This is a genomic window from Bacillus sp. ZY-1-1 (genome assembly GCF_003047165.1).
GTDB classification, from domain to species: domain Bacteria; phylum Bacillota; class Bacilli; order Bacillales; family Bacillaceae; genus Bacillus; species Bacillus velezensis.
Map to the genome: position 1 here is coordinate 2,648,871 of NZ_CP027061.1, position 26,229 is coordinate 2,675,099.

At 48.5% G+C, this 26,229-nt stretch carries 25 protein-coding genes, 1 riboswitch and 1 other annotated feature (1 of these 27 cut by a window edge); of the genes, 7 read left to right on the forward strand and 18 right to left on the reverse strand.

Annotated elements, in window-relative coordinates; translation table 11 throughout:
- Positions 1–66, reverse strand: a binding site (T-box leader); it reaches 147 nt to the left of the window's first position.
- 86 nt (positions 67–152) lie between these two features.
- From purU to C5I45_RS13015, 5 genes are all read right to left on the reverse strand, one after another.
- Positions 153–1,055, reverse strand: a complete 903-nt coding sequence (gene purU, locus C5I45_RS12995) for a formyltetrahydrofolate deformylase (protein ID WP_003154764.1) — start codon at positions 1,053–1,055, stop codon at positions 153–155.
- A gap of 73 nt (positions 1,056–1,128) precedes the next feature.
- Positions 1,129–1,443: a DMT family transporter gene (locus C5I45_RS13000; RefSeq protein WP_025851759.1), complete on the reverse strand. Its 315-nt coding sequence runs from the start codon at positions 1,441–1,443 to the stop codon at positions 1,129–1,131.
- Entirely contained in the window at positions 1,443–1,781 is a 339-nt protein-coding gene (locus C5I45_RS13005; protein ID WP_003154767.1) for a DMT family transporter, read from the reverse strand. Before C5I45_RS13005 ends, C5I45_RS13000 begins: the two co-directional genes overlap by 1 nt.
- Positions 1,782–1,847: 66 nt before the next feature.
- Positions 1,848–1,956, reverse strand: a riboswitch (guanidine-I (ykkC/yxkD leader).
- A 12-nt stretch (positions 1,957–1,968) separates the two neighbouring features.
- Entirely contained in the window at positions 1,969–2,514 is a 546-nt protein-coding gene (locus C5I45_RS13010; RefSeq protein WP_014304873.1) for a GNAT family N-acetyltransferase, read from the reverse strand.
- A gap of 99 nt (positions 2,515–2,613) precedes the next feature.
- The gene (locus C5I45_RS13015) at positions 2,614–3,132 is read right to left on the reverse strand and encodes an acyl-CoA thioesterase (RefSeq protein ID WP_003154772.1); all 519 of its coding nucleotides are present in this window, start codon (positions 3,130–3,132) and stop codon (positions 2,614–2,616) included.
- A gap of 188 nt (positions 3,133–3,320) precedes the next feature.
- Here C5I45_RS13015 and C5I45_RS13020 point away from each other — a divergent pair, with 188 nt between their 5' ends.
- Both C5I45_RS13020 and C5I45_RS13025 read left to right on the forward strand, forming a co-directional pair.
- Positions 3,321–4,181, forward strand: a complete 861-nt coding sequence (locus C5I45_RS13020; RefSeq protein ID WP_107994429.1) for a dimethylarginine dimethylaminohydrolase family protein — start codon at positions 3,321–3,323, stop codon at positions 4,179–4,181.
- A gap of 70 nt (positions 4,182–4,251) precedes the next feature.
- Entirely contained in the window at positions 4,252–5,301 is a 1,050-nt protein-coding gene (locus C5I45_RS13025) for a lactonase family protein (RefSeq protein WP_025851762.1), read from the forward strand.
- 26 nt (positions 5,302–5,327) lie between these two features.
- Here C5I45_RS13025 and C5I45_RS13030 read toward each other — a convergent pair whose 3' ends face one another.
- From C5I45_RS13030 to C5I45_RS13075, 10 genes are all read right to left on the reverse strand, one after another.
- Positions 5,328–6,299, reverse strand: a complete 972-nt coding sequence (locus C5I45_RS13030) for an ABC transporter ATP-binding protein (protein ID WP_025851764.1) — start codon at positions 6,297–6,299, stop codon at positions 5,328–5,330.
- Between the two features lie 3 nt (positions 6,300–6,302).
- Complete coding sequence (locus C5I45_RS13035; protein WP_025851766.1) at positions 6,303–7,202, reverse strand: C40 family peptidase; 900 nt, start codon at positions 7,200–7,202, stop codon at positions 6,303–6,305.
- Positions 7,199–8,266 carry a dipeptide epimerase gene (locus C5I45_RS13040; protein ID WP_221419323.1) on the reverse strand — a complete coding sequence of 356 codons (1,068 nt, stop codon included), beginning with the start codon at positions 8,264–8,266 and terminating at the stop codon, positions 7,199–7,201. Before C5I45_RS13040 ends, C5I45_RS13035 begins: the two co-directional genes overlap by 4 nt.
- A gap of 36 nt (positions 8,267–8,302) precedes the next feature.
- Positions 8,303–9,238, reverse strand: coding sequence for a S66 peptidase family protein (locus tag C5I45_RS13045; RefSeq protein WP_025851768.1), 936 nt, complete (start codon positions 9,236–9,238; stop codon positions 8,303–8,305).
- A gap of 87 nt (positions 9,239–9,325) precedes the next feature.
- Complete coding sequence (locus tag C5I45_RS13050) at positions 9,326–10,945, reverse strand: peptide ABC transporter substrate-binding protein (protein ID WP_014304866.1); 1,620 nt, start codon at positions 10,943–10,945, stop codon at positions 9,326–9,328.
- On the reverse strand, positions 10,942–11,970 hold the full coding sequence (locus C5I45_RS13055; RefSeq protein ID WP_025851774.1) for an ABC transporter ATP-binding protein: 1,029 nt from the start codon (positions 11,968–11,970) through the stop codon (positions 10,942–10,944). Before C5I45_RS13055 ends, C5I45_RS13050 begins: the two co-directional genes overlap by 4 nt.
- Positions 11,971–11,975: 5 nt before the next feature.
- On the reverse strand, positions 11,976–12,923 hold the full coding sequence (locus C5I45_RS13060) for an ABC transporter permease (RefSeq protein WP_024085201.1): 948 nt from the start codon (positions 12,921–12,923) through the stop codon (positions 11,976–11,978).
- A 5-nt stretch (positions 12,924–12,928) separates the two neighbouring features.
- Positions 12,929–13,855 (reverse strand): ABC transporter permease, encoded by a 927-nt coding sequence (locus C5I45_RS13065; RefSeq protein WP_014304864.1) that lies wholly within the window; start codon positions 13,853–13,855, stop codon positions 12,929–12,931.
- 14 nt (positions 13,856–13,869) lie between these two features.
- Positions 13,870–14,694: a M55 family metallopeptidase gene (locus tag C5I45_RS13070; protein WP_007407248.1), complete on the reverse strand. Its 825-nt coding sequence runs from the start codon at positions 14,692–14,694 to the stop codon at positions 13,870–13,872.
- A gap of 155 nt (positions 14,695–14,849) precedes the next feature.
- On the reverse strand, positions 14,850–16,409 hold the full coding sequence (locus C5I45_RS13075; RefSeq protein WP_107994430.1) for an MFS transporter: 1,560 nt from the start codon (positions 16,407–16,409) through the stop codon (positions 14,850–14,852).
- Positions 16,410–16,696: 287 nt separating this feature from the next.
- Between C5I45_RS13075 and htrA the strand changes: the two genes are divergently transcribed.
- Positions 16,697–18,046, forward strand: a complete 1,350-nt coding sequence (gene htrA, locus C5I45_RS13080) for a serine protease HtrA (protein WP_152036128.1) — start codon at positions 16,697–16,699, stop codon at positions 18,044–18,046.
- A 100-nt stretch (positions 18,047–18,146) separates the two neighbouring features.
- A complete protein-coding gene (locus C5I45_RS19775) occupies positions 18,147–18,323 on the forward strand; it encodes a hypothetical protein (protein WP_014417532.1) in 177 nt (58 codons plus the stop codon).
- Positions 18,324–18,409: 86 nt separating this feature from the next.
- Here the strand turns inward: C5I45_RS19775 and C5I45_RS13085 are convergent, their stop codons facing one another.
- The 3 genes from C5I45_RS13085 to C5I45_RS13095 all read right to left on the reverse strand — a co-directional run bounded on the left by C5I45_RS13085 (position 18,410) and on the right by C5I45_RS13095 (position 22,668).
- Positions 18,410–19,381, reverse strand: a complete 972-nt coding sequence (locus C5I45_RS13085) for a glycosyltransferase family 2 protein (protein WP_003154790.1) — start codon at positions 19,379–19,381, stop codon at positions 18,410–18,412.
- A gap of 11 nt (positions 19,382–19,392) precedes the next feature.
- Complete coding sequence (locus C5I45_RS13090) at positions 19,393–21,534, reverse strand: glycosyltransferase family 39 protein (RefSeq protein WP_107994431.1); 2,142 nt, start codon at positions 21,532–21,534, stop codon at positions 19,393–19,395.
- 183 nt (positions 21,535–21,717) lie between these two features.
- Positions 21,718–22,668: a ring-cleaving dioxygenase gene (locus C5I45_RS13095; protein ID WP_069448685.1), complete on the reverse strand. Its 951-nt coding sequence runs from the start codon at positions 22,666–22,668 to the stop codon at positions 21,718–21,720.
- 322 nt (positions 22,669–22,990) lie between these two features.
- On the opposite strand from C5I45_RS13095, the gene C5I45_RS13100 reads away from it, so the two are divergent.
- The 3 genes from C5I45_RS13100 to C5I45_RS13110 all read left to right on the forward strand — a co-directional run bounded on the left by C5I45_RS13100 (position 22,991) and on the right by C5I45_RS13110 (position 26,221).
- Complete coding sequence (locus C5I45_RS13100) at positions 22,991–24,307, forward strand: APC family permease (protein ID WP_003154801.1); 1,317 nt, start codon at positions 22,991–22,993, stop codon at positions 24,305–24,307.
- A 285-nt stretch (positions 24,308–24,592) separates the two neighbouring features.
- The gene (locus tag C5I45_RS13105; RefSeq protein ID WP_003154804.1) at positions 24,593–25,210 is read left to right on the forward strand and encodes a DUF47 domain-containing protein; all 618 of its coding nucleotides are present in this window, start codon (positions 24,593–24,595) and stop codon (positions 25,208–25,210) included.
- Between the two features lie 12 nt (positions 25,211–25,222).
- On the forward strand, positions 25,223–26,221 hold the full coding sequence (locus C5I45_RS13110) for an inorganic phosphate transporter (protein ID WP_003154805.1): 999 nt from the start codon (positions 25,223–25,225) through the stop codon (positions 26,219–26,221).
- Positions 26,222–26,229 lie beyond the last annotated feature (8 nt).

Here is a 26,229-nt window from a genome sequence, read left to right on the forward strand (position 1 = left end):
TTCAGCGGGCCATTTTGCTCTCTGTCACAGAAAGTTCTGCGTACTGATCCTCTTCAACGCTCAATGATTTTTTTATATTATGCAAAGAAAACAGGTTCTTGTCAAGACATTTTCATCCATAAAAAACAGCCCGCCTCCCCGGCGGACCGTCATTAATTAAATACGATCGTTTTGTTTCCGTGAACGATGACACGGTCTTCCAGATGCCATTTTACGGCTCTTGCCAACACGCTCCGCTCAATCGTTCTGCCGATATTCTTCAGATCCTCTGCGTGATCTCTGTGATCGACGCGTTCAATATCCTGTTCAATAATCGGCCCTTCGTCAAGATCGTCCGTCACATAGTGAGAGGTCGCGCCGATTAATTTCACTCCGCGCTCATAAGCCCGTTTATACGGATTAGCGCCGATAAAGGCCGGCAGAAATGAATGGTGGATGTTAATAATCCGATTCGGATGGGCAGATACAAAATCAGACGTCAAAATCTGCATGTAGCGGGCAAGAACGATCACATCAATCTTATACTGCTCCAGCAGCTCAAGCTGGCGCCGCTCCACTTCGGCGCGGATATCTTTGTTAGCTTTCATGTAATGGAATGGAATATTCAGCGGCTCGACCACTTCTTTCGCCTCTTCATGGTTGCTGATGACGACCGCAATTTCGGCCATCATATTGCCGCTTTGCCATTCCCAAATCAGTTCATGAAGGCAGTGCAGCTCTTTGGATACAAAGATCGCCACTCGCTTCAGCTCACTTGCCAGAGAGAGGCTCCATGTCATGCCGAATGTCTGGGCGATTGAGGCGAACGCCTGCTGTAAATCCTCTTTTTTCTCACGAATGCCCTTGCAGTCGAATTCAATCCTGAGAAAAAAACGTCCGCCTTCAGGGTCAGTCGTATATTGATTTGATTCAATAATATTTGCGCCGTGTTCAAACAAAAACGCGGAAACAGCCGATACAATTCCCGGCTGATCGGGGCAGCTGACAAGCAGGCGCCCTTTTTCCTCATTACCGCGGCGGTATTCTTTCAGCCGCTGTGTCATATATGAATTCATCTGTTTTAATCCCTCGTATCTTCATAATTCGTAACTTATTATAGATTATACTGAAAATTTGATAAAAATCAATTTACGAAAGAATTTTCAGCCCTACGGCTGCGCCCAAAATAAGCGCAATGAAAAAGATGCGCTTCGCATCCTTCTGCTCGCCGTAGAAAAGAATGCCGGCTAAAGCGCCGCCCGCCGTGCCGATACCGGTCCAGATCGCATAGGCCGTGCCCATCGCAATCGTCTCCATCGCATAAGAAAGCAGGGAAAAAGAAGCCGCAAAGCCGACGATTATGAAGAGAATCCACTTGACTTTCTTTTCTTTTTGAAATTGATTCATTAAAATGACCCCGAGCATTTCACAAAGACCCGCGGCTATCAGACTGATCCAATGCATTACGCCTTCTCCTCCTTCGTCTCAGGCTTATCCTGTGTGACCAGCTTTAATCCGATGACACCGATCAGCAAAACGCCGATCAGCACGATTTTTACCGGATCGGCCTGTTCTTTGAAAAGCAGGATTTCACTGAGCACGGTGCCCGCTGTCCCGAGTCCGGTAAAGACCGCATATACCGTTCCTACGGGCAGGCTGTCCGTCGCCTTGATTAATAGATAAAAACTGATGATGATTCCCGTAATCGTGCCGCCCCACGTCAGTGCCGAATCAGCATGTTTCAGGCCGGTGACCCATACCACTTCAAATACGGCCGCTATGACCACTAAACCCCATTTCATGTTCTTCATCCTTTCTGTTTCCGGGCAATACAAAAAGCCCGGAATAGTCGTCTCACATGAGATTGACTCTCCCGGGCTTTTTTCCCTCCGTGTGCATATGCGGGATATGTCCGCATATGTGTTTTCTCTCGGACCAGGCCATGTATGAACATGCGGAACCCTAGAAAACATGTCTGTTCGTATCATACTACATTTCGCCGAAACGTTCAACGTCAGATGTGATGTCAAATACCGTCAGCCGCCTCTCCCATTTGGTAACGGTCTCACCGGGCACCATGCCGATTTTTTCCGCGACGCGGACGGAGGCAGCATTTTCCGGATCAATCAGCGCCGCTATGCGTCCGTATTGCTGCGTATGAAAACCGTAGTCCAGACAGGCGTTCGCCGCCTCTGTCGCATAGCCGCAGCCCCAGCGGCAGCGGGCAAACATATAGCCGATTTCCATCAAAGTGTTTCCGTTTACCGTCTGCGGAACGATTCCGCATTGACCGAGAAATGCGCCCGTCACTTTATCCTCTGCGATCCAAAGACTGACGCCGTATCCTGCGGCCAATCGTTTGTTCCAGGCAATCCATTCCTTCGTTTCCCGTCTGCTTTTAAGAGAAGGATAATATTTCATGACCTCTCTGTCGGTAAACAGCCCGTACAAATTGTCTTCATCGTCATCCCGCATAGTCCGCAGACGGATACGCCCGGTTGTCAGGATGGTGCCGGAAGACTTATGTTTCATCATGCACGCCACGTCTCCTTTCCCTGTAATAAATTATGGACCCGGCAGGAAAAGTCCTTTTTCAGCATAAAAAAACCGCTTTTAAAAAAAGCGGTTTGACGATTACCAAGGTTTATCTGTTCCGAGCGCCTCGGCCAGGGCCTTGCTGTGTTTTAAGCGGTTTTTTCGTTCTCCGGCGCGCTGAACGGCCGTATTGTGAAGCATGATTTCTTCCTCGGTTTCCGGCACGATCCGCGGAACGGGCACCGATTTCCCGTTTGAATCGAGCGCGACGAATGTCAGAAACGACGTTGCCGCAAGCTCGCGTTCACCCGTCATCAGATGTTCTTTAATGACTTTGACAAACACCTCCATAGACGATGTGCCGACCCATGTGACGTAGGATTCAAGGCATACGGAATCCTGTTGGCCGATCGGGCGCAAAAAATCCACAGAATCCATTGAGGCCGTGACTGTTTCACATCGGCAGTGGCGGGCCGCGGAAATTGAAGCGATATCATCAATATAGCTCATCAGCTTTCCGCCAAACAGCGTATTGTGATTATTCGTATCAAGCGGAAAAACCCTGCTTGTCTTGACAACCCTTGTTTCTTTGCAAAATCTTGATTCTGGCAACTTCATATTATTTAAACTCCCCTTTGGTGTCTGGTCGTTTTGACATTTCATCTGTACCCTATTAAACAATACTTTGATCGTTTTGTCTAAAATTTTAAATATTAAGTTGGTTAGATATTCTATCAGGTATGTTTCATTATTCAGCACATCCGGGAATAATAAACGCACATAGAATACCGATAGGAGGATATCACATGGACGTATCCATTCCCAAATCCACGCGGAAACCGGCTTGCCGCAGTGAGTTTGATGCTTTGCAGACAGTCATCTTATGCCGGCCGGAACACATGACCATCAAGGATATTATTAACAGAACGCAGAAACATTTCAAACAAGAAAATATTAACATACCCGTTGCCCTCAAACAGCATAGTGAGTTTATTGACATTTTAAGATCTCATCAGATTGAAGTCGTCCTGCTGCCTGCTGATCCCGCTTTGCCTGAGCAGGTATTCACCCGGGATATCGGATTTGTCTTAGGCGAGACAGCGTTTATTTCAAACATGGCGGCTTCAGTCCGGCAGGGAGAAGAAAAAGTGTTTCAAGACCTGCTTGACGATAAGAAAATCCCTTATACGCGACTGAAAAAAGCGAACATTGAAGGCGGCGACATCTTGATCGCAGACGGCACCGTTTACGCCGGGCTGAGCAAGCGTACGGATAAAGCGGCTGTCCGGGAGCTGCGGGAGGCGCTGCCGGAGATGACTGTTGTGCCGATCCCTCTCAAGGAGGATTTCTTACATTTGGACTGTGTATTTAATATGATCTCGGAAACGGAAGCACTATACTGCAAAAATGGCTTGCGGCAGAAAGAAATTGATCTTCTCGCCGAACGTTTTGAGATGATAGAAGTGCCTGAAGAAGAGCAATTCACGCTCGGCCCGAATATCCTGTCAATCGGCAATCAGACAATTATCAGCCTGCCGCAGCACCGTCATACGAACCGCGAGCTCAGAAAAAGGGGTTATACGGTCATTGAAACCGAGTTTTCCGAAATTATCAAATCAGGCGGTTCCTTCCGCTGCTGCACCTTGCCGCTTGTCAGAACATCTTAAACATTTACAAGGCAGTTTCCTTCAAGATACGTTAATATAGAGAAGACAAGACTCTAAAGGGGGAAACCGAATGGCTAAGTACATAGGATACGCGGGAACATATACAAAAGGCGGAAGCGAAGGCATTTATTGTTTTGAACTTGATACAGAAGCGAAAAGGCTCAGCCGGCCGAAGCTGGCAGCAAAGCTCGGCAACCCGACATACGTCACTCCGAATTCTGATAACAGCATGCTGTATTCCATTGAAAAAGCAGACGGAAAAGGCGGCGTCGCAGCCTATCAGATTCATCAGAACAGCGGGGAATTAACGTTTGTAAACCACCAGCTGATTGAAGGCCCGTCTCCATGCCACGTCAGCATTGATAATAAACATAAATATGTGTTAACCGCTAATTACCACAGCGGAAAAGTGCACGCCTTTCCCGTCAATGAGGACGGAAGTCTGCAGGAGCCGGCTGCCGAAGCCGCTCATACGGGAACAGGTCCTCATGAAAGACAAGAGAAACCGCATACCCATTTCGCTGGCTATACACCTGAGCATAACTACATTGCAGCCGTCGATTTAGGGACGGATACGCTGTATACGTACCAAATGAAAAACGGTTCGCTCACAGAGGTGAAAACTCACTCTTTCGCACCGGGTTCAGGGCCGCGCCACATCGTTTTCCATCCGGCGGAAAAATACGCCTATGTCATGACGGAAATCAGCAATGAAGTCATCGCGCTTGAATACAACCCGACCTTAGGTGAATTCAGAGAGCTGCAGGTCATTTCCGCTTTGCCTGAAGGCTTTACGGACAAATCGCAAGGCAGCGCAATCCGCATATCTAAAGACGGCAGATTTCTTTATGCCGCCAACCGCGGACATGACAGCATCGCCATCTTTAAGATCAACCAATATTCCGGTGAATTGTCTCTTATTGAATGGGTGCCGACAGAAGGCAACTGGCCGCGTGATTTCGCGTTTGACCCTTCCGAGACATTCCTTGTCGCGTCAAACGAAGAAACGGGAAATCTGGTTTTGTTTGAACGTGATCCGGAAACAGGCAAATTGACTCTGCTTCAATCCGACATTCCGGTTCCGTATCCGGTCTGCGTGTCATTTCTGCATCAGGTTTAATCAAAAAGAAAGCTGACTTTATATTGTCAGCTTTCTTTTTTGTATAAATGGCAGGCGACAAAACGCCCCGCCTTCACTTCTTCAAGCTCAGGCGTTATCTTACCGCAGAGCTCCATCGCTTCAGGGCACCGCGTCCTGAATACACAGCCGCTCGGCGGGTTAAGGGGGCTCGGCAGCTCCCCTTTCAGAATAATCCGTTCACGCTTGTCCTCAAGAAGCGGATCAGGAATCGGGATTGAGGATAAAAGCGCCTTCGTATAAGGGTGAAGCGGTTCCCGGTAAAGCGCAGCGCTTTCTGTTATTTCCATCATGCGGCCCAAATACATCACGCCGATCCGGTCGCTGATATGCTTGACCATTGATAAATCGTGGGCGATAAATAAAAATGTCAGCCCTTTCTCTTTCTGAAGCCTTTTTAATAGGTTGACGACCTGAGCCTGTACCGACACATCCAGCGCGGAAATCGGCTCATCCGCCACGATAAATTCGGGATGCAGAGAGAGCGCTCTGGCAATCCCGATTCTCTGCCTCTGTCCGCCGCTGAATTCGTGGGGATACCGGCTGCCGAAATCCGGATGGAGCCCGACAGCTTCAAGCAGTTCATCCGCCATCATCATATGGGCTTTTCTTGTATTGTAAAGATTGTGGATTTCCATCGGCTCCATAATAATTTCCCTTACGGTCAGGCGCGGATTTAACGAGGCGTAAGGGTCTTGGAAAATCATCTGCAGCTTGCGGAAGAAGACCGACCGCTGTTCGGCCGCGGCACGGTGTATATCCGTACCTTCATATGATACCGAACCGGCCGTCGGGTCATACAGACGGAGAATAACTCTTCCGAGCGTCGATTTACCGCATCCCGATTCTCCGACAAGTCCGAATGTTTCCCCTCTTTTAATGTGAAAGCTGACACCGTCGACTGCTTTTACGGCTTTCTTTCTTCCTGCGTCAAAATGCATTTTCAGCCCGCTGACTTCAAGGAGCGGAGATGCCGTCATTTTCTATTCCCCCTTTTCGCTTATACAGCGGCGTACGGTGCATAATTCTTTTTCATAGATCGTTCCTTCCAAGGACAGCACTTCGATTGTTTTTCCCGTTTTCGGGGAGTGCAGCATTCGGCCGTCTCCCAGCGCCAAACCGACATGGTGAATCGCGCCTTTTCCTTCTTCATAGGCGAAAAACAAAAGGTCAGCCGGCCGGATATCGTTTACCGCCGCGCCGCACCCGGCTTTTGCTTGGTCCTTTGCATCACGGGGAAGGGTATAGCCGTTTGCTTTAAATATCGAATACATAAACCCGGAACAGTCAAACCCGAAACCGCTCAGTCCTCCCCATAAATACGGAAGCCCGAGAAACATCATGCCCGTTTCGATGACATCGGCCGCCCGTCCTTTCGTATGCCGGCACTCGTCTGCGTCAGCTTCATTTACGAACCGTTCTCCGAGAGGCGTCACAACCCGAAAAAAGCCTTTCTCACGTCCTGATGCCGGAAGACGCGTTAAGAAACTTACTTCCAAGTCCGGTTCGCCGTTTGTGTGATATAAAATAGCTGTCGGTTTGGTAATCCATACGGCGGGCGAAGATGTATAAAAGCCGTCTTTTGAAAGCTGGCTTTTTTTCATCCAGCCCGGATATCCGCGCGCATCCTTGTTTGAGGGCTGGCCGGGAACGGCGACAAAAGCCCATTCCCCTTCCTCTTTGAGAATGATCACCTCTTCCCCGAAAAGCGCTTGCGTTTGGACAAGGTTGTCTGTGCATAATTGCAGCCGCTCTTCATATCCCATAGACGCTAACCATCTTCTGATCTGCGGCGGGTTTTCAAGCATCGGCGCATCATACGAACGGGGAGATGACGGCATCGTCCATACGTTGGCTGCCGCCGCTGTAACGGCTGCTCTCATCTTTTCGCCTCCTCTTGTTTCGACACCCCGGTAATGCCGAGACCCGGTTCATCGGGAATCGTAATCTGACTGCCGCTGTATGTGATGCCGCCTTTAATCAAATCATCTTTCAGCATAAGCGGCGCATCAAAATCAAACCTTGTCACATTCCGTTTGCCCGCGGCAAAATGAGCCGCGGCGGTGATGCCGAGCTTGGTCTCAATCATGCTGCCGACCATGCATTCCACGCCGCACGTTTCGGCCATCGCATTGATTGTTTCCGCCTGCTTTATGCCGCCCGCTTTCATCAGCTTAATATTGATTAAATCGGCGCTTCTCGTCTGCAGCACGTGGAAGGCCTGACGGGGAGTAAAGACGCTCTCATCCGCCATAATCGGCGTGTCTACGGCATCGGTGACCTGCTTCAGCCCGGCGATATCGTCTTTATGAACAGGCTGCTCGACCAGCTCAATGCCGAGGCCGGCGTCTTCCATCTTTCGGATCGCAGTCACGGCTTCTTTCGGCGTCCAGCCTTGGTTGGCGTCCAATCTCAGTTTGACGTTTCCGCCGACACGTGATCTGATCGCCTGAATCCGGGCAACATCGTCCGATATGTCACCTATGCCGACTTTTATCTTTAAAATATGAAATCCTTTGTTCACATAGCGGTCTGCATCCCCCGCCATCTCCTCAGGAGAATTGACGCTGACGGTAAAATCTGTTTCCAGTGTATTCCGATAGCCTCCGAGAAGCCGGTAAAGCGGCTGTCCGTGCATTTGCGCCCATCCGTCATATACAGCCATATCCACCGCGGCTTTTGCGCTTTGATTTCTTTCCAACAGCCGGCTGATATCATACAAAACAGCTTCTATGCCGGAAAGGCTCCGCCCCAAGAGAGCGGGCTTCAGCACATCGCGGACGGCGCTTTCAATACCGTCCGTGCTGTCGCCTGTAATGACAACCGTCGGCGGCGCCTCGCCCCAGCCGGTCAGACCGTTGTCAAATGTGAGCTTCACAATGACCGATTCAGCATTGTAAACCGTGCGCAAAGCGGTCTTAAACGGCTTTTTCAGCGGCACGGACATCCGTCCCGTTTGAATATCTGTAATCCTCACGCCTGATCACTCCCTTCCGGAAACCCCTGATTCAATCGTTACCGCTTTGGCTGCCGTATCCATAACCGCGCGGGCTCCGATCGGAACGGCGAAGCTCGGTGAACAATGGCCGATTTTAAAGCCTTTGAGCGCAGGCTTCCCTGATTTGACAATGTAATCGTTCAGCACTTGCTCTAAAGTAAGCGACTTTTCTTTATGCTTCGGTTCGCATTGGTGAAAATCACAGACCAGTATTCCGGCTGCGTCTGACAGTTTTCCGGCCATCTTTAATTGATTCAGCATCCTGTCGATTTGATACGGCTCCTCATCAATATCCTCGATAAACAGCAATTTGTCTTTCGTATCAATTTCAAACGGCGTGCCGAGTGTGGACGTAATGAGCGACAGATTGCCGCCCGCAAGCTCTCCCTCGGCCCTTCCGCCTGTCAGCACCTCCAGCGGAGAAATGTCCTCCGTATAGGTGAATTCCGTTTCAGTAAAAAGCTGATGATACGACGCTTTTGTCAGGGGTTCAGCATCTTCAAGCCCGACATCCGTGCTCAGCATCGGGCCGTGAAATGTGACGAGCCCCGTATTTTGATGAATGGCGGTATGTAAAAAAGTAATATCGCTGTATCCCCAGAAAATTTTCGGATTGCGGCGGATTAAGCCGAAATCGATGTCGGCGGCAATGCGGCCCGTGCCGAATCCTCCGCACGCGCATATCACCGCTTTGACATTCTGATCACTAAACATATCATGGAGATCATCGAGGCGCGCCCGGTCTTCTCCCGCCAAATAGCCGTGACGGGTCTTCAGCGCCCGGCCGAGTTTCACTTGGAGGCCAAGCTCATTCTCTAAAAACAGCAGCGCGGTTTGCAGCGTCCCGCTCTCAGGCGGGCTTGCGGGCGCAATCACACCGACCGTGTCGCCTTTTTGCAGTGCTTTCGGTTTATGGTTCATGACTTTTTCAATCTCCTTTCCGGATTGAAAAGTGAAACACGCCGCTCCTTTAACGGCAAAAGAGCGGCATATGTTTCCGCTGTAAGATCAGGACTTTTCCGCCCATTTCAGATCAATGTAACCGACGGGGTGCCGGACAATGCCCTTCACGCCGCTGTTCTGCAGATGCACCTGATTGTAAAAGTAAATCGGAATGATCGGAGCCTCGTTCATGAGCAGCTTTTCCGCTTTATGCATGAGCGCAAAACGTTTTTTGGCATCGGCTTCCTGTTTTGCCTGCTTGATGCAGCCGTCGTATGCCGCGCTGCCCCAGCCGGTGCGGTTCATGGAATTATCCGTTTGGAAAGCCTCAAGAAAACTGATCGGATCTGCGTAATCCGGTAAAAATGAGCTTTGAGAGAACTGGAACTTCAGTCCTTTCTGCTCTTCTAAAAAGACGTTCCATTCCATATTGGCGAGTTTAACGTCTATACCGAGCACACTTTTGAGCTTCTGCTGAATCGCTTCCGCTATTTTCTTATGCTCCGGTTTTGTGCTGTATGTCAATGTAACGGCGGGCAGCTTGTCATAATGCTCTTCTGCCATGCCTTTTTCCAGCAGTTTTTTGGCTTCTGATTCATCCGGAGTTAGTAAACTGCCGCCCGCTTCGCGGAAATCTTTCCCGTCAGGCTGAGTAAATCCCGGGGATACAAAGGCATGTGCCGGCTTTTCACTGTTTTTGGTCACATAATCCGTGATTTCTTTCTGATCAATCGCTGCCGCGAACGCTTTTCTGATCTTTTCATTTTGAAACGGCTCCATTTTAACGTTAAAACGATAGAAATAGAGTCCGGCCTGATCCCACGTGCGGACATTTTTTCCTCCCATCAGCTGCTCGCTCAGCTCTGCCGGCACAAAGGCGGTATCCAAATCCCCCGACTGGAACATCTGATAGTCGGTATTCCGGTCACTGACCATCGCCCATGTCACTTTATCCAGTTTCACCGTCTTTTTATCCCAATACGTCTCGTTTTTGACCATCGTCATGCTGTCGTCATGCTTCCATTCCGTCAGTTTGAACGGCCCGTTGCCGACAAAAGTTTTTGCTTCAGTGAACCATTTCGGATCAGCCTTGGCGACCTTCTCATTAATCGGGAAATACGCCGGATTGGACACGACGCTCAAAAAATAATCCTGCGGGGCCGCCAATGTGACGACAAGCGTTTTTTTATCCTTTGCCGTGACTTTCACGTCTTCTTTTTTGCCTTTTCCGCTGTTAAATTCTTCTCCGCCTTTGATCATATAGCCCAGAAAAGCGGAAGATGCGCCCGTTTTCGGATCGAGCATCCGCTTCCAGGCGTACACGAAGTCTTCCGCCGTGACGGGATCGCCATTTGTCCATTCGGCGTTATCTCGGATATTGAAGGTATATGTCAGCTTATCAGCGGACACCTTCCAGCTTTCCGCCATGGCCGGTTCGGGCTTATTATCTTTTCCGAGCCTCGTCAATCCTTCCATGATGTTATTCAGCGGCTGCCAGGAAACATTATTAAATCCGATCGGCGGATCAAGTGAGGTCGGCTCATTTTCGTTATTGAGCCGCAGCACCGTCTCTCCCCCCTGTTCTTTTGCTTTGCCGGGTTCTGTCCCCGCCTGTTCATTGGCTGTACAGCCCATCAGAGCAAACGAAACAACAGCAATCACACCAATCGCCCATCTCTTTTTCATTTCAATCCCCCTTTTTCCTCTGCTGCAGTCAGCTGCTGCTTCAGCCGCTCTGCACGGTGATCCTGAAGCCAGCAGTTGACGATATGGCTTTTGGATTTCACGGTTGTTGCCGGGTATACCTTTTCACAGACGATCATCCTGTCCGGGCAGCGGGCGGCAAACGGGCAGCCCGGCGGCGGATCGAATAAATCAGGCGGCGTCCCGTCAATCGGCGAAAGCTCACTATCTTCCATATCCAGCCGCGGCACTGAACGAAGCAGCCCCTTTGTGTATGGATGAGCCGGATGGTAAAAAATATCATGCCTCGTGCCGATTTCGGCGATTTTCCCCGCATACATAACGGCGACTCTGTCGGCGGTCTGAGCGACGACGCCGAGATCGTGGGTGATCAGAATAATAGACACGCCTGTTTTTCTTTGAATCTTCTTAAATAATTCAAGGATTTGTGCTTGAATTGTCACATCAAGAGCCGTTGTCGGTTCATCGGCGATCATAATTTCCGGCTCGCAGATCAGAGCCATCGCGATCACGATCCGCTGCCGCATGCCCCCGCTTAATTGGTGGGGGTACTGCTTCAGGCGGGATTTCGAGTCCGGGATACCGACCAGATCCAGCATGGCGAGAACCTCGGATTCAGCTTGTTTTCTTGTCATGGCGCGGTGTTCCAACAGCGCTTCTGAGAGCTGATCCCCTATGGTCAAAGTCGGATTGAGCGCCGTCATCGGGTCCTGAAAGATCATAGAAATATCGCGCCCCCGGATTCCCCGCATTTCCCGATCCGACATTCGGCAAAGGTCTTTCTGTTTAAATTGTATGCTTCCGGATTCAATCTTTGCCGAATGTTTCGGAAGAAGACCCATCACGGCTTGTGACGTCACGCTTTTTCCGCATCCCGATTCACCGACGATCGCAAACGTTTCACCTTTATATAAATCGAAGCTGACGCCTCTGACGGCTTTTACAGTGCCTCCGTATGTTGAAAAAGTAACATGCAGATTTTGAACGGAAAGAACTTGCTGCGCCATTTTTCCTACCTCCTCAGTTTCGGGTCTAACGCGTCCTGCAAGCCGTCTCCAAGCACGTTAAACGCGTACATCGTTAAGGAAATGAAAAAAGCGGGAAAAAACAGCCGCCACCAATGGCCTGATAAAATCGCCGGCAGCCCGTCGTTTGCCATGACTCCCCAGCTTGCAAACGGCGCCTGAATGCCGAGTCCGAGAAAACTTAAAAATGATTCCGCAAAAATCGCCGCCGGCACCGTCAGCGTCATTTGGACAATAATGGCTCCCATCGTATTCGGCAGCAGATTTTTCTTAATGATCCGAAATGTTTTCGCTCCAAATGTTTTCGATGCCAATACGTGTTCATCATGCTTCATCCTCAGCACCTGCCCTCTCACAATCCGCGCCATGCCGACCCATCCCGTCACTGTCAGAGCGACGATAATGGAACTGAGCCCCGGCCCCATCAGCACCATTAACAAAATGACAACGAGCAGATAAGGCAAACCGTAGAGAACCTCGATGATTCTCATCATGGCGCTGTCTGTCCGGCCCCCTTTGTAGCCGGCGACGCCTCCGTAGATAACGCCGATCAAAAAGTCGATCAGCGCCGCCATCACACCGACAAATAAAGAGATCCTCGCTCCGTACCACGTTCTTGTAAACACGTCCCGGCCAAGTTCATCGGTTCCGAACCAGTGTGAAAAAGACGGCGGAAGATTCTGCTCGGCGAGCGTCTGCCTTGTCACGCTGTGCGGTGATATCAGCGGGCCGAACACAGCCGCTAGAAACAGGCAGCATAATATCACAAGTCCGGCCATCGCCAATTTGTTCTTTTTAAGCCGCCGCCACGCATCCTGACTGTAAGACAGGCTCGGACGCTTGACCGACTCGGTTTCACCCTTTCTTTCCGCGCCCGGCTGAAACCAGTCATCAGGCACTTCTGTGTGTTTTACCGTTTCTTGCGGGAGATTCATCAGGATCACCCTTTCTTATGAAGTTTTATGCGCGGGTCTAACAGGCCGTATGCCAAATCAACCAGAAACAGCAGGACGATCAGAATCACACTGTAAAATACGGTCGTTCCCATGATGACCGGGTAATCGCGCTGATTGATGCTTTCTACGAAATATTTGCCCATTCCCGGTATGGCAAAAATTTTCTCGATGACGAAACTGCCCGTTAAAATACTTGCGGCAAGCGTCCCGAGTACTGTCACAACAGGCATAAGTGCGTTTTTCAATGCGTGTTTGATCACAATTTTGACGGGAGAAAGCCCCTTTGCTTTTGCCGTGCGGATGTAATCCTGAGTCAACACTTCGGCCATGCTTGATCTTGTCAGCCGCGCGATAATGGCCATGGGACCGACGGCAAGCGCAACAGTCGGCAGAACCATGTGAACGGGACTCGTCCAGGTAGCTGCCGGAAACCATTTCAGATGAACCGCAAATTGCTGAATCAGCAGCGTAGCCATTATAAAATTCGGAATGGAAATCCCGAGCACCGCAAGGCTCATGGCCGCATAATCGAGAAAGCCGCCGCGCCTGAGAGCGGCCGTTATGCCGAGCGCGAGTCCGGAAATCACAGCGATGATGATCGCCGTTATCCCAAGCTCGAAGGAGACGGGAAATCCGCGTTCAAGCATGGCGTTTACACTGTCTGACGGTTTTTTGATTGAAGGACCGAAATCAAAGGTAAGAATGGATTTTAGATAGATGGCGTATTGAGTGATAAGAGGTTCGTTCAGATGGTAGTAGGATTCAAGATTTCGCTGGACCGCTTCGTTTGTGCCCCGCTCTTCGTTAAAAGGCGAGCCGGGTATCACTTTCATCATGACAAATGTCAGAGTGGTGATGACGAGGACGGTCATCATCATGGCGATAAAACGTTTGATAAAATACCGCAGCAATGCCGTTCACCCCTTTAACAGAATGTTGTTCTCATAGCGAGTTCTGTCATGACGAGCATGGCCTGATAGGCTTCCGGCATGTCTTTTGCCTGAAATTGAACGATTGTCGTTCCCGGGATGATTTCTGTGCCCGGCATTAAATGGGCCCATTCAGCCTGTCCGTAATTGGCAAATTCAATGCCTAATACAGGTCTTTCAGGCGGAGTCAGCGGTTTGACCTTATCTTTATTTTTGAGCGCATAGGCTGTTTTTTCCGTCAGGAGCCGTCCGGCTTTTTGAGGGGACAGGCATTTGACCGCGGTTCTTGAAATGGTTTGTTTGACGGCGGCAGTCGTCACATTCGGGATCAGCTCCTCCGCCTCTTTTGCGGCGCAATCATCTCCGGCAGCCATGATGACCGGGACATCGTAAAATCCGGCGAGATAGGCATTTAACCCCAGTTCACCGACAGGCTTATCATTTATGTAAAAGTGGCGGACGCCGAATATCATGCTGTGCGACATGACGCCCGGCATCGACGCTCTCGCATGATAGCCGATAAACATCACACCTGAATACGATTCATCAAGCCCCTGCATCATGGAAAACGGCTTGACATCCCCCGTAATCAGCTCTGCCTCAGGGTGAAGTTTTTCCGCGAGCAGATTATTCATCTTTGAGTGGCTGTCATTCACGGTCACTTCCGTGCATCCGTTATTAAACGCTTCTGCGATGCACCAGTTTGCTTCTTCGGTCATCAGAACCCTGCCGCGCTCATAATTGTGCATGCGGGAATTGACAAATGTTTCATCAGGCAGTCCGGAAATCCCTTCCATATCCACAGATAGATACAGTTTCATGTAATGCCTCCTTTTTTACTTAAAATTTCGATATTAAATTACGAATATTCTAACAAATTATATTAAAAAAGGATGAAACATGCAATATACCATTCTGCCATTATGGGAAAAAACAAACCCTTTTCACCGGGAAAAGGGTTTGCTGATAGAAAAAGTTACATACCGTTTTTGTTTATAGGGTGACCCCGAAACTGTCTGACCGCACTTCTGTATTCGCGATCGGGAATAACCTGATGCCTGATCGGTTCAGGAGTCTGCAGCGAAGGCTCTTCAACCGCCTGCTTACGGACGGCATGCGGTTTATGCGCCAGCTTATGTCCCATGCCGGTCGCATTCATGACAAATGATAAACACACTAAAAGCAAGCTTAAGATGAAAGCAATAAGAAACAAATCGCTGTATGTCCCCATCAGCAGGTCATGCGGCGATTGTGTGCCGCGCGCGCCCCGAAGCATGCCGGAAGCATCTCTTTTCGTAAAATATCCTATTAAAACAGGTGCGCCCATATAAATGAACAGCCTTAAAAACTGAACGGCCGTCATGCGTTTCACCAGTTCCGGAAGCGGTCCGCCCAACGCGGCGCCCATCAGTCCGGCTGCTACGATAAGCCCTGTCCCGGCCGCCAGCATCACGAAAAGCGCCGCAAATAGAATAAACGGTATATGATGACCCGCCGTCATCCATTGGAAATTCACGAACACCAGTATAACAGAGCCTGTTATGCCGAGCATGCCCGGACCGACTTTATCATATGCTAATGCACTGATAACAGCGGCGATGGCCACGCCTCCCAAAAGGCTCGCATATAAGAATATCAGTTGAGTTTGTGACATGTGATATGCGGTCTGAAGCTCCCCGTGAAATGCAGAAAGACTGACCGCTATGGAAATACTGCCCGCAGCGATCATGAAAACACCCAAAATCGGCTTTGGAATCAGCATAAGTTTAATCGAAATCAGCGCATGTTCGTTTCTGTACTGCATAATCAGCAGGATCAGCAGAATGACGATGCTTCCTCCAAATCCCGCCAATGTCTGCCATGATGAAAAGCCCCATTTCGGCAGATGAATAAAAGTATAGGCGGTCAGCACGGCTGATCCACCCGCTAACAGAAAACCGATGCCGTCAAATGGAGATTTTTCAGTATTTTTATGAGCGTCATCCCGCAGCCACATATAACTGAAAATGAGGCCGAAAAAAGACAGCAGGCCAAAAATGCCGAACAGCCAATGCCAATGGCCGGCGCTTGCCGCCGCCGTGCCTAAAACGGTCCCCATAATGACGGACCCGTAAAATCCGCCGATTAACACAAATAATGCATAATTCCGGCGTTCAATCGGAAACGAAAGCACCAGCATCGGAATCATAATCATCAGCATAGTGCCCGCCGCAGCTCCCTGTAAAAAACGGCCCGCGGCGAGCGGATAAATATCATTTGTCACAGCAGCAAGCAGCGCTCCGATGACACCCGCGGCCATCGAAATCATATAGACAGGCCGGGAGCCGAATCTTTTTCTTAAATACGGCCCTGCCGGCACGAATAAGGCAAATGCCATATTACCAATAATAATCGGATGAAAAGAGTCAAAGTTTTCTCCGCCGACCGTCTGCCGGACAAGGCTTTGGGCAGCCGAAAGAGCGGTATTCGACATCAGCCCCGGCCCGACAGCCAGCACAGCAAGCAGAGAAATGATCCAGTGATGTTTTTCTTTCATTTGACAGCTCCTTTCTTACTATTTGACAAAGTGAAAAAGCTAACAGATTTCCCCCATTAGCTTGACAAAATTTTTTATATCTTTTCATGTGAAGGATTGAACATAATATCCCATTTATTATTTCAAATCCGATGGAAATTGTCAATATAAAGCGCCGCCGTCCGATTTCGTCTTTTTCACAATTTCCCACAATCTTTTCATTATTATCCCACACTTTTTGTTTAAGATGGAGTCAGTAATAATAGGCAAATCATGCTATGATGAAATAGAGAAACGGAGTGAACATGATGGATAACTATCGTGATGAAAATCGGACAGACCAAAAAGAACAGGAAGTCCTTTTAGTAAAAGAAAACCCGCAGCCGGCCGGATATTCCGCGCCGGACGAGGACAAGAAAAAACGAAGCTTCGGCTGGTTCAGACCGCTTCTCGGCGGAGTGATCGGCGGAGGGCTCGCCCTCGGCATCTATACATTTACGCCGCTTGGAGACCATCAGACTCAAGATACTTCCAATCCGGCTCCCGCTCAGGAAACGTCATCGGTAACCGCTAAGCAGACATCTTCTGAATCCGGCAGCGGCAAATCGGCAAACAGCTCATCGGCAAATTCAAGCAGCATTTCGAATATGGTGGAAGACATTTCACCGGCGATCGTCGGAATCACTAATCTGCAAAAGCAGCAAAGCAGTTCCGATTTATTCGGATTCGGATCAAGCTCAGATTCAAACTCTAATTCATCGGGTGATGATGCGGAAACGGGATCGGGTTCAGGCGTTATTTTTAAGAAAGCAAACGGCAAAGCGTATATCATTACGAATAACCACGTGGTCGAAGGCGCCTCTTCCCTTAAAGTGTCATTATATGACGGCACCGATGTAACAGCTAAACTCGTCGGCAGCGACTCTCTGACAGACTTGGCCGTTTTAGAAATCAGTGATAAACACGTAACAAAAACGGCAAGCTTCGGCAGCTCATCCGCTCTCAGAACGGGTGAATCCGTCATCGCCATAGGTGATCCGCTCGGAAAAGACCTTTCCCGCACCGTCACACAGGGCATCGTGAGCGGCTTAAACAGAACCGTCTCGATCTCCACGTCAGCCGGTGAGTCAAGCATCAACGTCATCCAAACCGATGCCGCCATCAATCCCGGAAACAGCGGCGGACCGCTCTTGAATACAGACGGCAAAATCATCGGCATCAACAGCATGAAAATCAGCGAAAATGATGTAGAAGGCATCGGCTTTGCCATTCCGAGCAACGATGTAAAACCGATCGCCGAAGAGCTTCTCACGAAAGGACAGGTGGAGCGCCCTTATATCGGCGTGAGCATGATCGACTTGGAACAAGTGCCGCAAAACTATCAGGAAGGCACACTCGGCCTCTTCGGCAAACAGCTGAATAAAGGGGTTTACATTCGCGAAGTGGCGCAGGGATCCCCTGCTGCCAAAGCCGGATTAAAAGCAGAAGACATCATTATCAGCTTAAAAGGGAAAGAAACTGACACGGGCAGCGAACTTCGCAATATTCTCTACAAGAATACGAAAGTCGGCAGCACCGTTGACGTGAAGATTATCAGAAACGGCAAGGAAATGACGAAAAAAATGAAACTGACTCAAAAAGAAGAAACATCTTCTTAACAAAAATCCAAGGCAGCCGCCTTGGATTTTTTTATATACAGCTGAAACTTTAGGCCTGGATCAGCCGTATGACTCAGTGTGCAAAGGAGGATACATACACATGAAACAAACCGGACTTTTGCTGGTCGTTACCGGCCTGATCTTGCTGCAGCTGAGCATTCAGCTTCCTCAGCAAAACGCTGCTTGGGGAATGACGCTTGGTGCAAGCATTTTACTGAACCTTTCGGGAACCGGACTGATCATGCGCTCTCTGCACACGCAGACCGGCCGCAGATGAATGAAAAAAGCCGCGGGACATTCTGTCATCCCGCGGCTTTTATTTTACATAAAAGCACCCTGTCCGCCGGCCGGACAGGGTGTTTGTTAAGACATATGCTGGTCCCGATAAATCTTTTCGTTTTTCATACCGTACGCTTTTTGCACGATATAGAGCGGACGATCTTTTGCTTCGTCATAAATCCTTCCGATATATTCGCCGATCATTCCGAGCATTAATAAAACGATGCCGCTGAATAACAGCTGTATCACAATCAGAGAGGACCAGCCCGTAATGGTGCTGTCTGTAAAAAGCTTCATGTATAAAACGATAAACATATAGAGAAAACCCGCTCCGGACATGAGCATTCCCGCATAGCTTGCCGCCTTGAGCGGTTTATGAGAGAACGTTGTGATCCCGTCCATGGAAAGCTTCAGCATTTTTTTAAGCGGGTATTTCGTTTCCCCCGCAAGCCGCTCATCTCGTTCATATTCTACAGCAGTCTGCTTAAAGCCGACCCAGCTGACGAGTCCTCTGACAAAAGGATTTTTTTCTTTTAATCTTTTCATCTCATCACAGACTTTTCTGTCCAGCAGGCGGAAATCTCCGGTGTCGAGCGGAATATCAATATCAGTCACGCTCCGCAGCAGCCGGTAAAACAGAGAGGCCGTCTGTTTCTTGAAAAAGGTTTCTCCCTTTCGTTTCGTTCTGACGGCGTACACCACATCGTAGCCTTCTTTCCACTGTTCAATCATATCAAGGATTAATTCAGGAGGGTCCTGCAAATCGGCGTCAATGACGGCGATTGCATTCCCCTCTGCATAATCCATGCCCGCTGTGATCGCGATCTGATGTCCGAAGTTTCTGGAAAAATCAATAATTTTCACTCTCGGATCAATCAGACTTTGCTCTCTTAAAATCTCAATACTGCGGTCTTTGCTTCCATCATTGACAAAGATCAATTCATAATGCTCTTTTGTTTGATCCATGACTTCTTTCAGGCGCTGATAGGTTGTCTGAATGACGAGTTCCTCGTTATAAACCGGGACGACTATTGAATATTGAATATGTCTGCTCATGTTTTTTCCTCCTATTCATCAGATTGAAGTTCGTATAGTGAAGCTGACTGATTCATTCCGCCCGGCCCGCCGCTCATTCGGCTGTTTTTACCCGCGGCCTTGCTGCTTTTTGTATCAGCTGCATCATGATTTTTCGTTTTCTGATCTGTGCTTGATTGCCATTTGTATGAAGATACTTTCTTTCCGTTTTTCTCAACCCATTCAACAATATCGTTGTTTCCGCCTTTTCCCATTCCGGATGTTAAGAAGTATTTTACTTTCCCTTCTTTTACGAGCTTTTTAAATTGAGTCAGCGTAATGGCCGGGTCAGACCCGCTGAATCCGCCGATCGCCATGACCGCTTTTTTCGTTTTTATAATGTAAGGCGCAGCTGTGTTGGAATCGGTTGCAGCAAATAGATAATCCGCTCCGGCGTTATGTTTCTCTAAATAGTTGATCAGTTTTGTATTGACAGATGCGTTATCCATTCCCATGCCTTTTCCGCCTGCTGACGCAAGCTGAGGGCCTGTTTCAGGCAATGAGCTGTTGCCTCCGTACAGAAGCGGTGTGCTCGCCCAATAAATCGGCATCACCATCAAGACGAGAAGGGCTGCAAGTGAAACATAGTAACTGAGCGGTTTTTGGCGCTGTTTGAATACGAACAGGGCGATTGCCGCCACTGCGCCGAGAACGCCTGCTCCGATGCTCCAGCCTGCGCCGATTTGATCATTGTAGTTTCTAAGGATAAACAGCTCAAATCCGGTTGTCACAAGAATAGCGGCCGGCAATAGCCAAGTTTTCCATCCCGCCTGCTTGCGGTACAGATGAACGAGGGCGACCCATCCCGCACCGGTAAGAGCAGCAATCGGAGGCGCCAGCATAATGAGATAATAATGGTGGAAAAATTCCGCCACACTGAAGAATCCGGCAATCGGCACAAGCCAAGCTGCCCAAAAGATCGTTTCCTTCTGTTCTGCTGATAATCTTCTTCTTTCTCTCGCTCCGGCGATCAATAAACCGGCCAGTCCAAAAATCGCAAACGGCAGGAGCCAGCTGATCTGATCAGATAATTCTTGTTGGAAGAGTCTCAGCGGACCGGGTGTTCCCGTACCGAACATTCCTGATCCTGACTGCATTTTCGAGCCGGTGCCTGTACCGCTTTTTCCTCCGCCAGGACCGCCTTTTCCGCCGTCTCCGCCGCTTGGAGGGCCTCCTTGACCGCCGCTTGGCATTTGTCCGTTAGATGGAGGTGCCGTCATACTGCCGGTTTGTGATTTGTCTCCGCTTGCTGACTGGCCGGCCGGTTTTTGCATTTGTGAAGAACCGCCGGAAGAAGACATCCCTTTCGATGCGTTTCCGTCGGGCCCGCCCTGGCCGCCGCCGGAACTTTGCCCCGTCAGCCGCTGAATCCCGTTATATCCGAAAGCCAATTCCAATACGGAGTTTGTCTGGCTGCTTCCGACATATGGCCTTTTGCCGGCAGGAATATTGTCAACAATGAGCGGCCATGACAATGAAACGGCTGCTAATACGGCCAGCGCGCTTACCAGTGAAATGATTTTTTTCTTAATCGCGGTATTTGCCGCCATCATATAGAACAGCAAGAAGGCCGGTAAGATCATATAAGCCTGAAGCATTTTTGTGTTAAAGCCTACTCCGACGACAAAAAATGCCGCCAAAAGCCAGATCAGTTTTCCTTTTCGAATCGCTTTAAAGAGAAGCCATGTGGCGAACAAGAGGAAAAAGACCAGTAAAGCATCGACATTGTTTGTGCGCGCTACGGCTACAGCAATCGGTGTACACGCCATGACAAACGAAGCGATGCGCGCCGCCGTTTTTCTGAACGTCGGCTTTATTAATAAGTACATGAATAGAACTGAACCTACCCCCGCCAATGCCTGAGGCAGGATGACACTCCACCCGTGCATACCGAATATCAGCGCGCTGATCGTTTGAATCTGGTATGTAACAGGCGGTTTATCTACCGTGATAAATCCGGCTGCGTCAAATGAAGCGTAAAAGAAATTATGAAAGCTTTGAAGCATACTCGTTACCGCTGCGGTGTAATAAGGATTCACCGTATCGTCATTCCAGATGTTGTACATATTCAAGAATGCGGAAGCGAGTAAAATGAGGATTAAGACTGCGTCTATCTCGCGTTTTTTCATTTTCACCTGTGTTTTCACTCCTTTTGTTTAACTTTGAACAAGTGTAACAACCAAATGTGAAAAATTTATTAATAAACAAAGACAATTATTTTGCCGTTTACAAATAGGTAAAAAGAATGACAAAACGGGTAAAAAAGCAAAAAAAAGATGCCCCCGTCAAGCCGGAAGGCATCTGTCATTATTTCTGATTTACTGAATCGGTTTCAGCCGCGCTTCTATTTCAGAACGGCGGTGTTCGAGATAAGGCGGGAGCGCAACCGTTTTGCCTAGCTCTTCAGGTTTTTCATCAACCATAAATCCCGGACCGTCCGTTGACAATTCAAACAGAATTCCGTTCGGTTCCCGGAAGTACAGCGCTTTGAAATAATAACGCTCTACAATGCCTGAGTTGCTGAAACCTTCTTTCGTAATGATGCGGTGCCATAAAGCAAGCTCCTCCTCATTCTGAACACGGAAGGCCACATGGTGCACGCTGCCTTTTCCAGGACGCTCGCGCGGAAGATCGTTTCTTTCAATGAGATGGACTTCTGTACGCGCGCCACCGTTTCCGGATTCGAGCACCGTAACCGTGCCCCGGTCTTCATGTGTTTCTTTCCCGATTTCAGTGAAGCCCAGCACATCGGTTAACACTCGCAGCGTCGGTTCTGCATACGGGACGGTCAATTCAACGGGACCAAGACCGCGGAAAGAATATTCTTCCGGTATGCCGCTTTGCTTCACCGCTTCACCGATGTCTTTTCCTTTTTCGTCAGCTGTCAGCACAAGCCGCTGTCCTTCATGATCCTGAAAAGCGAGTGTGTCCCTGCCCGCTATTTTCACGATCTCACCGTGAGAGACCTGATGCTCTTCAAATCGTTTTTTCCAATATTGAAGCGCTTGTGCATCCGGAACACGCAGGCCGATTGAAGAAATACTGTTTGTCCCCGCATGGAACGGCGCGATCCGCGGAATCTCGAAAAACGTCAATTCCGATCCCGGATTGGCTGATTCATCACCGTAAAATAAGTGATACATCGTCGGTTCATCCTGGTTTACCGATTTTTTCACAAGCTTCAGCCCCAGGATATTTCGATAAAAATCTAAATTTTTCTGCGCATCAGCCGTCAATGCTGATACATGGTGTATTCCATTAACTTTCATTATGTTATCCTCCAGTCAATTATCTCGATTTCGAGATATTTTATATATACAATTTATGTTATCCGGATCGTAAAGTCAACCCATCTGCTTCACAGACGGTCTGCAGACTGCCGCTCTCAAAATAACGAACTTTTGATATTAAAAAACCATTAATGTTCGCTTTTAAAACAGTATTTTTTCCTTCTCAAAAGCATAAACCTTTATCTTTTAGGCAAAACACCAAAATCAGAAAATTTATTTTATTCGTGTTTCAGCAATTAGGGTTTACAATATGGAAAATAGTTTTTTCAGCATAACGATTTTACATCTGGAGGGAAAGGATATGCAGATTGAAGAGAATGGACTTAAAAAAGAGATCGGCCTTACCATCGCCCTCTCACTTGTTATCGGCACCATCATCGGTTCCGGCGTATTTATGAAACCAGGCGCCGTGCTTGCCTACTCCGGTGATGCGAAAACCGCGCTTATCGCGTGGCTGTTAGGAGGCATTTTGACGCTTGCCGGCGGCTTGACCGTTGCGGAAATCGGCACTCAGATTCCGAAAACGGGCGGACTTTATACATATCTGGAAGAAGTGTACGGCGAATTTTGGGGCTTTTTGTGCGGATGGGTTCAAATTATCATTTACGGCCCCGCCATTATCGGAGCAATCGGCTTGTATTTCGGCTCTTTGATGGCGCACTTGTTCAATTGGGATTCCGGCTGGTCTAAATTAATCGGGATTTCAGCCGTTTTATTTTTAAGCATCATTAACATTATCGGAACGAAATATGGCGGCATCGTACAGGGAATTACGACTGTCGGCAAATTGATTCCGATTATCTGCATGATCGTGTTCGGCCTTTGGAAAGGCGATCAGCATATTTTCACAGCCGTCACAAGCAGCATGTCGGAAATGAATTTCGGCGCCGCCATACTGGCCACCTTGTTTGCTTATGACGGATGGATTCTGCTTGCGGCACTCGGCGGCGAAATGAAAAATCCGGAAAAGCTGCTCCCAAGAGCGATGACGGGCGGACTCTTGGTCGTCACCGCCATTTATCTTTTCATTAACTTTGCGCTGCTGCACATTCTTCCTGCGACCGACATCGTCAAACTCGGTGAAAATGCGACCGGCACCGCTGCCGGAATGCTGTTTGGCGACATCGGGGGAAAATTGATCAGCGTCGGAATCATCGTCAGCATCTTCGGCTGTTTAAACGGAAAGATTCTCGCTTTTCCGCGTGTCTCGTTTGCGATGGCGGAACGGAAACAGCTGCCGTTTGCCGGACAGATTTCGCGGGTGCATCCGACATTCCGCACCCCGTGGATTGCCGTGTCATTTCAGATCGCGCTGGCCATTATTTTCATGATCGCCAGCAATCCCGATAAGCTGTCTGAGATCTCTATTTTCATGATTTATATTTTTTACGTCATGGCTTTTTTCGCCGTGTTTATCCTCAGAAAAAAAAGCGGCGGAAAACCGCGCGCCTACAGCGTGCCTTTGTATCCGATCATTCCTGTTTTGGCCATCGCGGGTTCACTGTTTGTGCTGATCAGCACGATCATTACAGATACACTGAGCTGCGCGCTGTCCCTCTTGATCGGCCTCGCCGGGCTGCCGCTTTATTTTTGGCTGAAAAACGGCAGAAAAAACTGACAAAAACGGTTCCTTTTACGGGAGCCGTTTTTTTTCTGGCAAAATCACGTGCAAAAGTTGACAGCAAATTCACATCTTTTGTTATACTTTTTAAGCAAGATGTCTGAATTCGAAGTATGTTACGTTTTTTTGGCGAAGTGGGTAACATAAGAAAAACAGGATGAGACACGTTTTTACGAAAAAATCAAGAGGCGTTTTTTTCGACTTTATCTGTTTTTTTTCGACAAAAGGCTATATAATAATTTGATGTGTGCATTGTCTCATTCAAACAATGGAGGGTTTTTAATGATAAAAAGAAAAAAAGATAAGTTCTCACTCCTTTTAACAGAAATCGCAAAAAACATAGACGAAACCGCAGAATACTTTGTCAACTTTAAAGTGACGAACCAGACGACTTTAAAGGAATTTGCCGATACGTTAAAAGAGTTTGAAACAAAAGGAGATAATCATGTTCATGTCATGATTAAAGAGCTGAACAAAGCTTTTATCACTCCCATTGAACGTGAAGACATCCTTGAGCTGACAAACAGCCTCGATGACGTGCTTGACGGAATCGAACATTTTTCAGCAATGATGGAGATTTTCTCGATCACTTCTTCAGATGAGCATATCGATAAGTTCAGCGGATACATCAGAGAGTGCGCGAAGGAAATTTTAATCACGATTGAGCTGCTTGCAGAAAACCGATTGAAGGACATTCACCCTCACGCCATTAAAATTAAGGAATACGAGCACAGCTGTGATAACCTGCACCGTAAATCATTAAAAAATCTGTTCGGCACAGAAACCGATCCGATTAAAGTGATTCAGTACCGCGAGATTTACGAAACGCTTGAGGAAATTGCCGACTCTTGCCAAAGCGTTGCCAATAACCTTGAAACCATTATTATGAAAAACGCGTAACGAGGGGTTATAATGGATACTCTATTACTTTTAACGATATTAATTGTCATATGCGCTTTGGTATTTGACTTCATTAACGGATTTCACGATACCGCAAACGCAATCGCCACCTCAGTTTCGACAAAAGCGCTGAAGCCGCGGCACGCAATCGTCATGGCCGCCATCATGAACTTTCTCGGAGCGATGACATTTACCGGTGTGGCGAAAACCATTACGAAGGACATTGTGAATCCTTATACATTAGACAACGGGTCAGTTGTCATTCTGGCGGCTCTACTCGCCGCAATCGCCTGGAACTTGATCACATGGTATTTCGGCATTCCGAGCAGCTCTTCACATGCGATTATCGGAGCGATCGCCGGAGCGGCCATTGCAGCGTCAGGTTTTGCGACGCTTAATTATAAAGGGTTCATTAAGATTATCGAAGCACTTATTTTATCGCCGATTATCGCCTTTGTTCTCGGCTTTATCGTATATTCGATCGTGAAGCTGATTTTTAAAGACAGCAATCTGGCGAAAACAAATAAACGCTTCCGCAGAGTGCAGATTTTGACGGCTGCCATTCAATCCTATACACACGGAACAAACGACGCGCAAAAAGCGATGGGTATCATTACGATGGCGCTTATGACGGCCAATTTACATAAAAGTGATGCCATTCCTTTTTGGGTGCAGCTCTCTTGCGCCCTGGCAATGGGTCTCGGCACATCCATCGGCGGCTGGAAAATCATTAAAACCGTCGGCGGAAAAATTATGAAAATCCGTCCGGTAAACGGCGTATCTGCCGACTTAACCGGCGCAGCCATTATTTTCGGGGCCACGTTTATTCATCTCCCTGTCAGCACGACGCACGTCATTTCGTCTTCCATTCTCGGTGTGGGCGCTTCCCACCGCGTAAAAGGCGTAAACTGGGGAACGGCTAAACGGATGCTTATTACATGGGTCATCACCCTGCCGATTGCAGGTACACTCGGCGCCATCGCCTTTTTCATCTTAGATCTCTTTTTCTGATGACATCC

What these genes read in the sequence shown, in the direction of transcription:
- C5I45_RS13035 (WP_025851766.1), bottom strand. Translation starts at nt 7,202, where the DNA reads ATGAGAGCAGCCGTTACAGCGGCGGCAGCCAACGTATGGACGATGCCG.
- C5I45_RS13055 (WP_025851774.1), bottom strand. Translation starts at nt 11,970, where the DNA reads ATGGCGCAGCAAGTTCTTTCCGTTCAAAATCTGCATGTTACTTTTTCA.
- C5I45_RS13070 (WP_007407248.1), bottom strand. Translation starts at nt 14,694, where the DNA reads ATGAAACTGTATCTATCTGTGGATATGGAAGGGATTTCCGGACTGCCT.
- C5I45_RS13110 (WP_003154805.1), top strand. Translation starts at nt 25,223, where the DNA reads ATGGATACTCTATTACTTTTAACGATATTAATTGTCATATGCGCTTTG.
- C5I45_RS13100 (WP_003154801.1), top strand. Translation starts at nt 22,991, where the DNA reads ATGCAGATTGAAGAGAATGGACTTAAAAAAGAGATCGGCCTTACCATC.
- C5I45_RS13000 (WP_025851759.1), bottom strand. Translation starts at nt 1,443, where the DNA reads ATGCATTGGATCAGTCTGATAGCCGCGGGTCTTTGTGAAATGCTCGGG.
- C5I45_RS13015 (WP_003154772.1), bottom strand. Translation starts at nt 3,132, where the DNA reads ATGAAGTTGCCAGAATCAAGATTTTGCAAAGAAACAAGGGTTGTCAAG.
- C5I45_RS13030 (WP_025851764.1), bottom strand. Translation starts at nt 6,299, where the DNA reads ATGACGGCATCTCCGCTCCTTGAAGTCAGCGGGCTGAAAATGCATTTT.
- C5I45_RS19775 (WP_014417532.1), top strand. Translation starts at nt 18,147, where the DNA reads ATGAAACAAACCGGACTTTTGCTGGTCGTTACCGGCCTGATCTTGCTG.
- C5I45_RS13050 (WP_014304866.1), bottom strand. Translation starts at nt 10,945, where the DNA reads ATGAAAAAGAGATGGGCGATTGGTGTGATTGCTGTTGTTTCGTTTGCT.
- C5I45_RS13010 (WP_014304873.1), bottom strand. Translation starts at nt 2,514, where the DNA reads ATGATGAAACATAAGTCTTCCGGCACCATCCTGACAACCGGGCGTATC.
- C5I45_RS13020 (WP_107994429.1), top strand. Translation starts at nt 3,321, where the DNA reads ATGGACGTATCCATTCCCAAATCCACGCGGAAACCGGCTTGCCGCAGT.
- C5I45_RS13045 (WP_025851768.1), bottom strand. Translation starts at nt 9,238, where the DNA reads ATGAACCATAAACCGAAAGCACTGCAAAAAGGCGACACGGTCGGTGTG.
- purU (WP_003154764.1), bottom strand. Translation starts at nt 1,055, where the DNA reads ATGAATTCATATATGACACAGCGGCTGAAAGAATACCGCCGCGGTAAT.
- C5I45_RS13025 (WP_025851762.1), top strand. Translation starts at nt 4,252, where the DNA reads ATGGCTAAGTACATAGGATACGCGGGAACATATACAAAAGGCGGAAGC.
- C5I45_RS13040 (WP_221419323.1), bottom strand. Translation starts at nt 8,266, where the DNA reads ATGTCCGTGCCGCTGAAAAAGCCGTTTAAGACCGCTTTGCGCACGGTT.
- C5I45_RS13060 (WP_024085201.1), bottom strand. Translation starts at nt 12,923, where the DNA reads ATGAATCTCCCGCAAGAAACGGTAAAACACACAGAAGTGCCTGATGAC.
- C5I45_RS13075 (WP_107994430.1), bottom strand. Translation starts at nt 16,409, where the DNA reads ATGAAAGAAAAACATCACTGGATCATTTCTCTGCTTGCTGTGCTGGCT.
- C5I45_RS13005 (WP_003154767.1), bottom strand. Translation starts at nt 1,781, where the DNA reads ATGAAATGGGGTTTAGTGGTCATAGCGGCCGTATTTGAAGTGGTATGG.
- C5I45_RS13105 (WP_003154804.1), top strand. Translation starts at nt 24,593, where the DNA reads ATGATAAAAAGAAAAAAAGATAAGTTCTCACTCCTTTTAACAGAAATC.
- C5I45_RS13085 (WP_003154790.1), bottom strand. Translation starts at nt 19,381, where the DNA reads ATGAGCAGACATATTCAATATTCAATAGTCGTCCCGGTTTATAACGAG.
- C5I45_RS13095 (WP_069448685.1), bottom strand. Translation starts at nt 22,668, where the DNA reads ATGAAAGTTAATGGAATACACCATGTATCAGCATTGACGGCTGATGCG.
- htrA (WP_152036128.1), top strand. Translation starts at nt 16,697, where the DNA reads ATGGATAACTATCGTGATGAAAATCGGACAGACCAAAAAGAACAGGAA.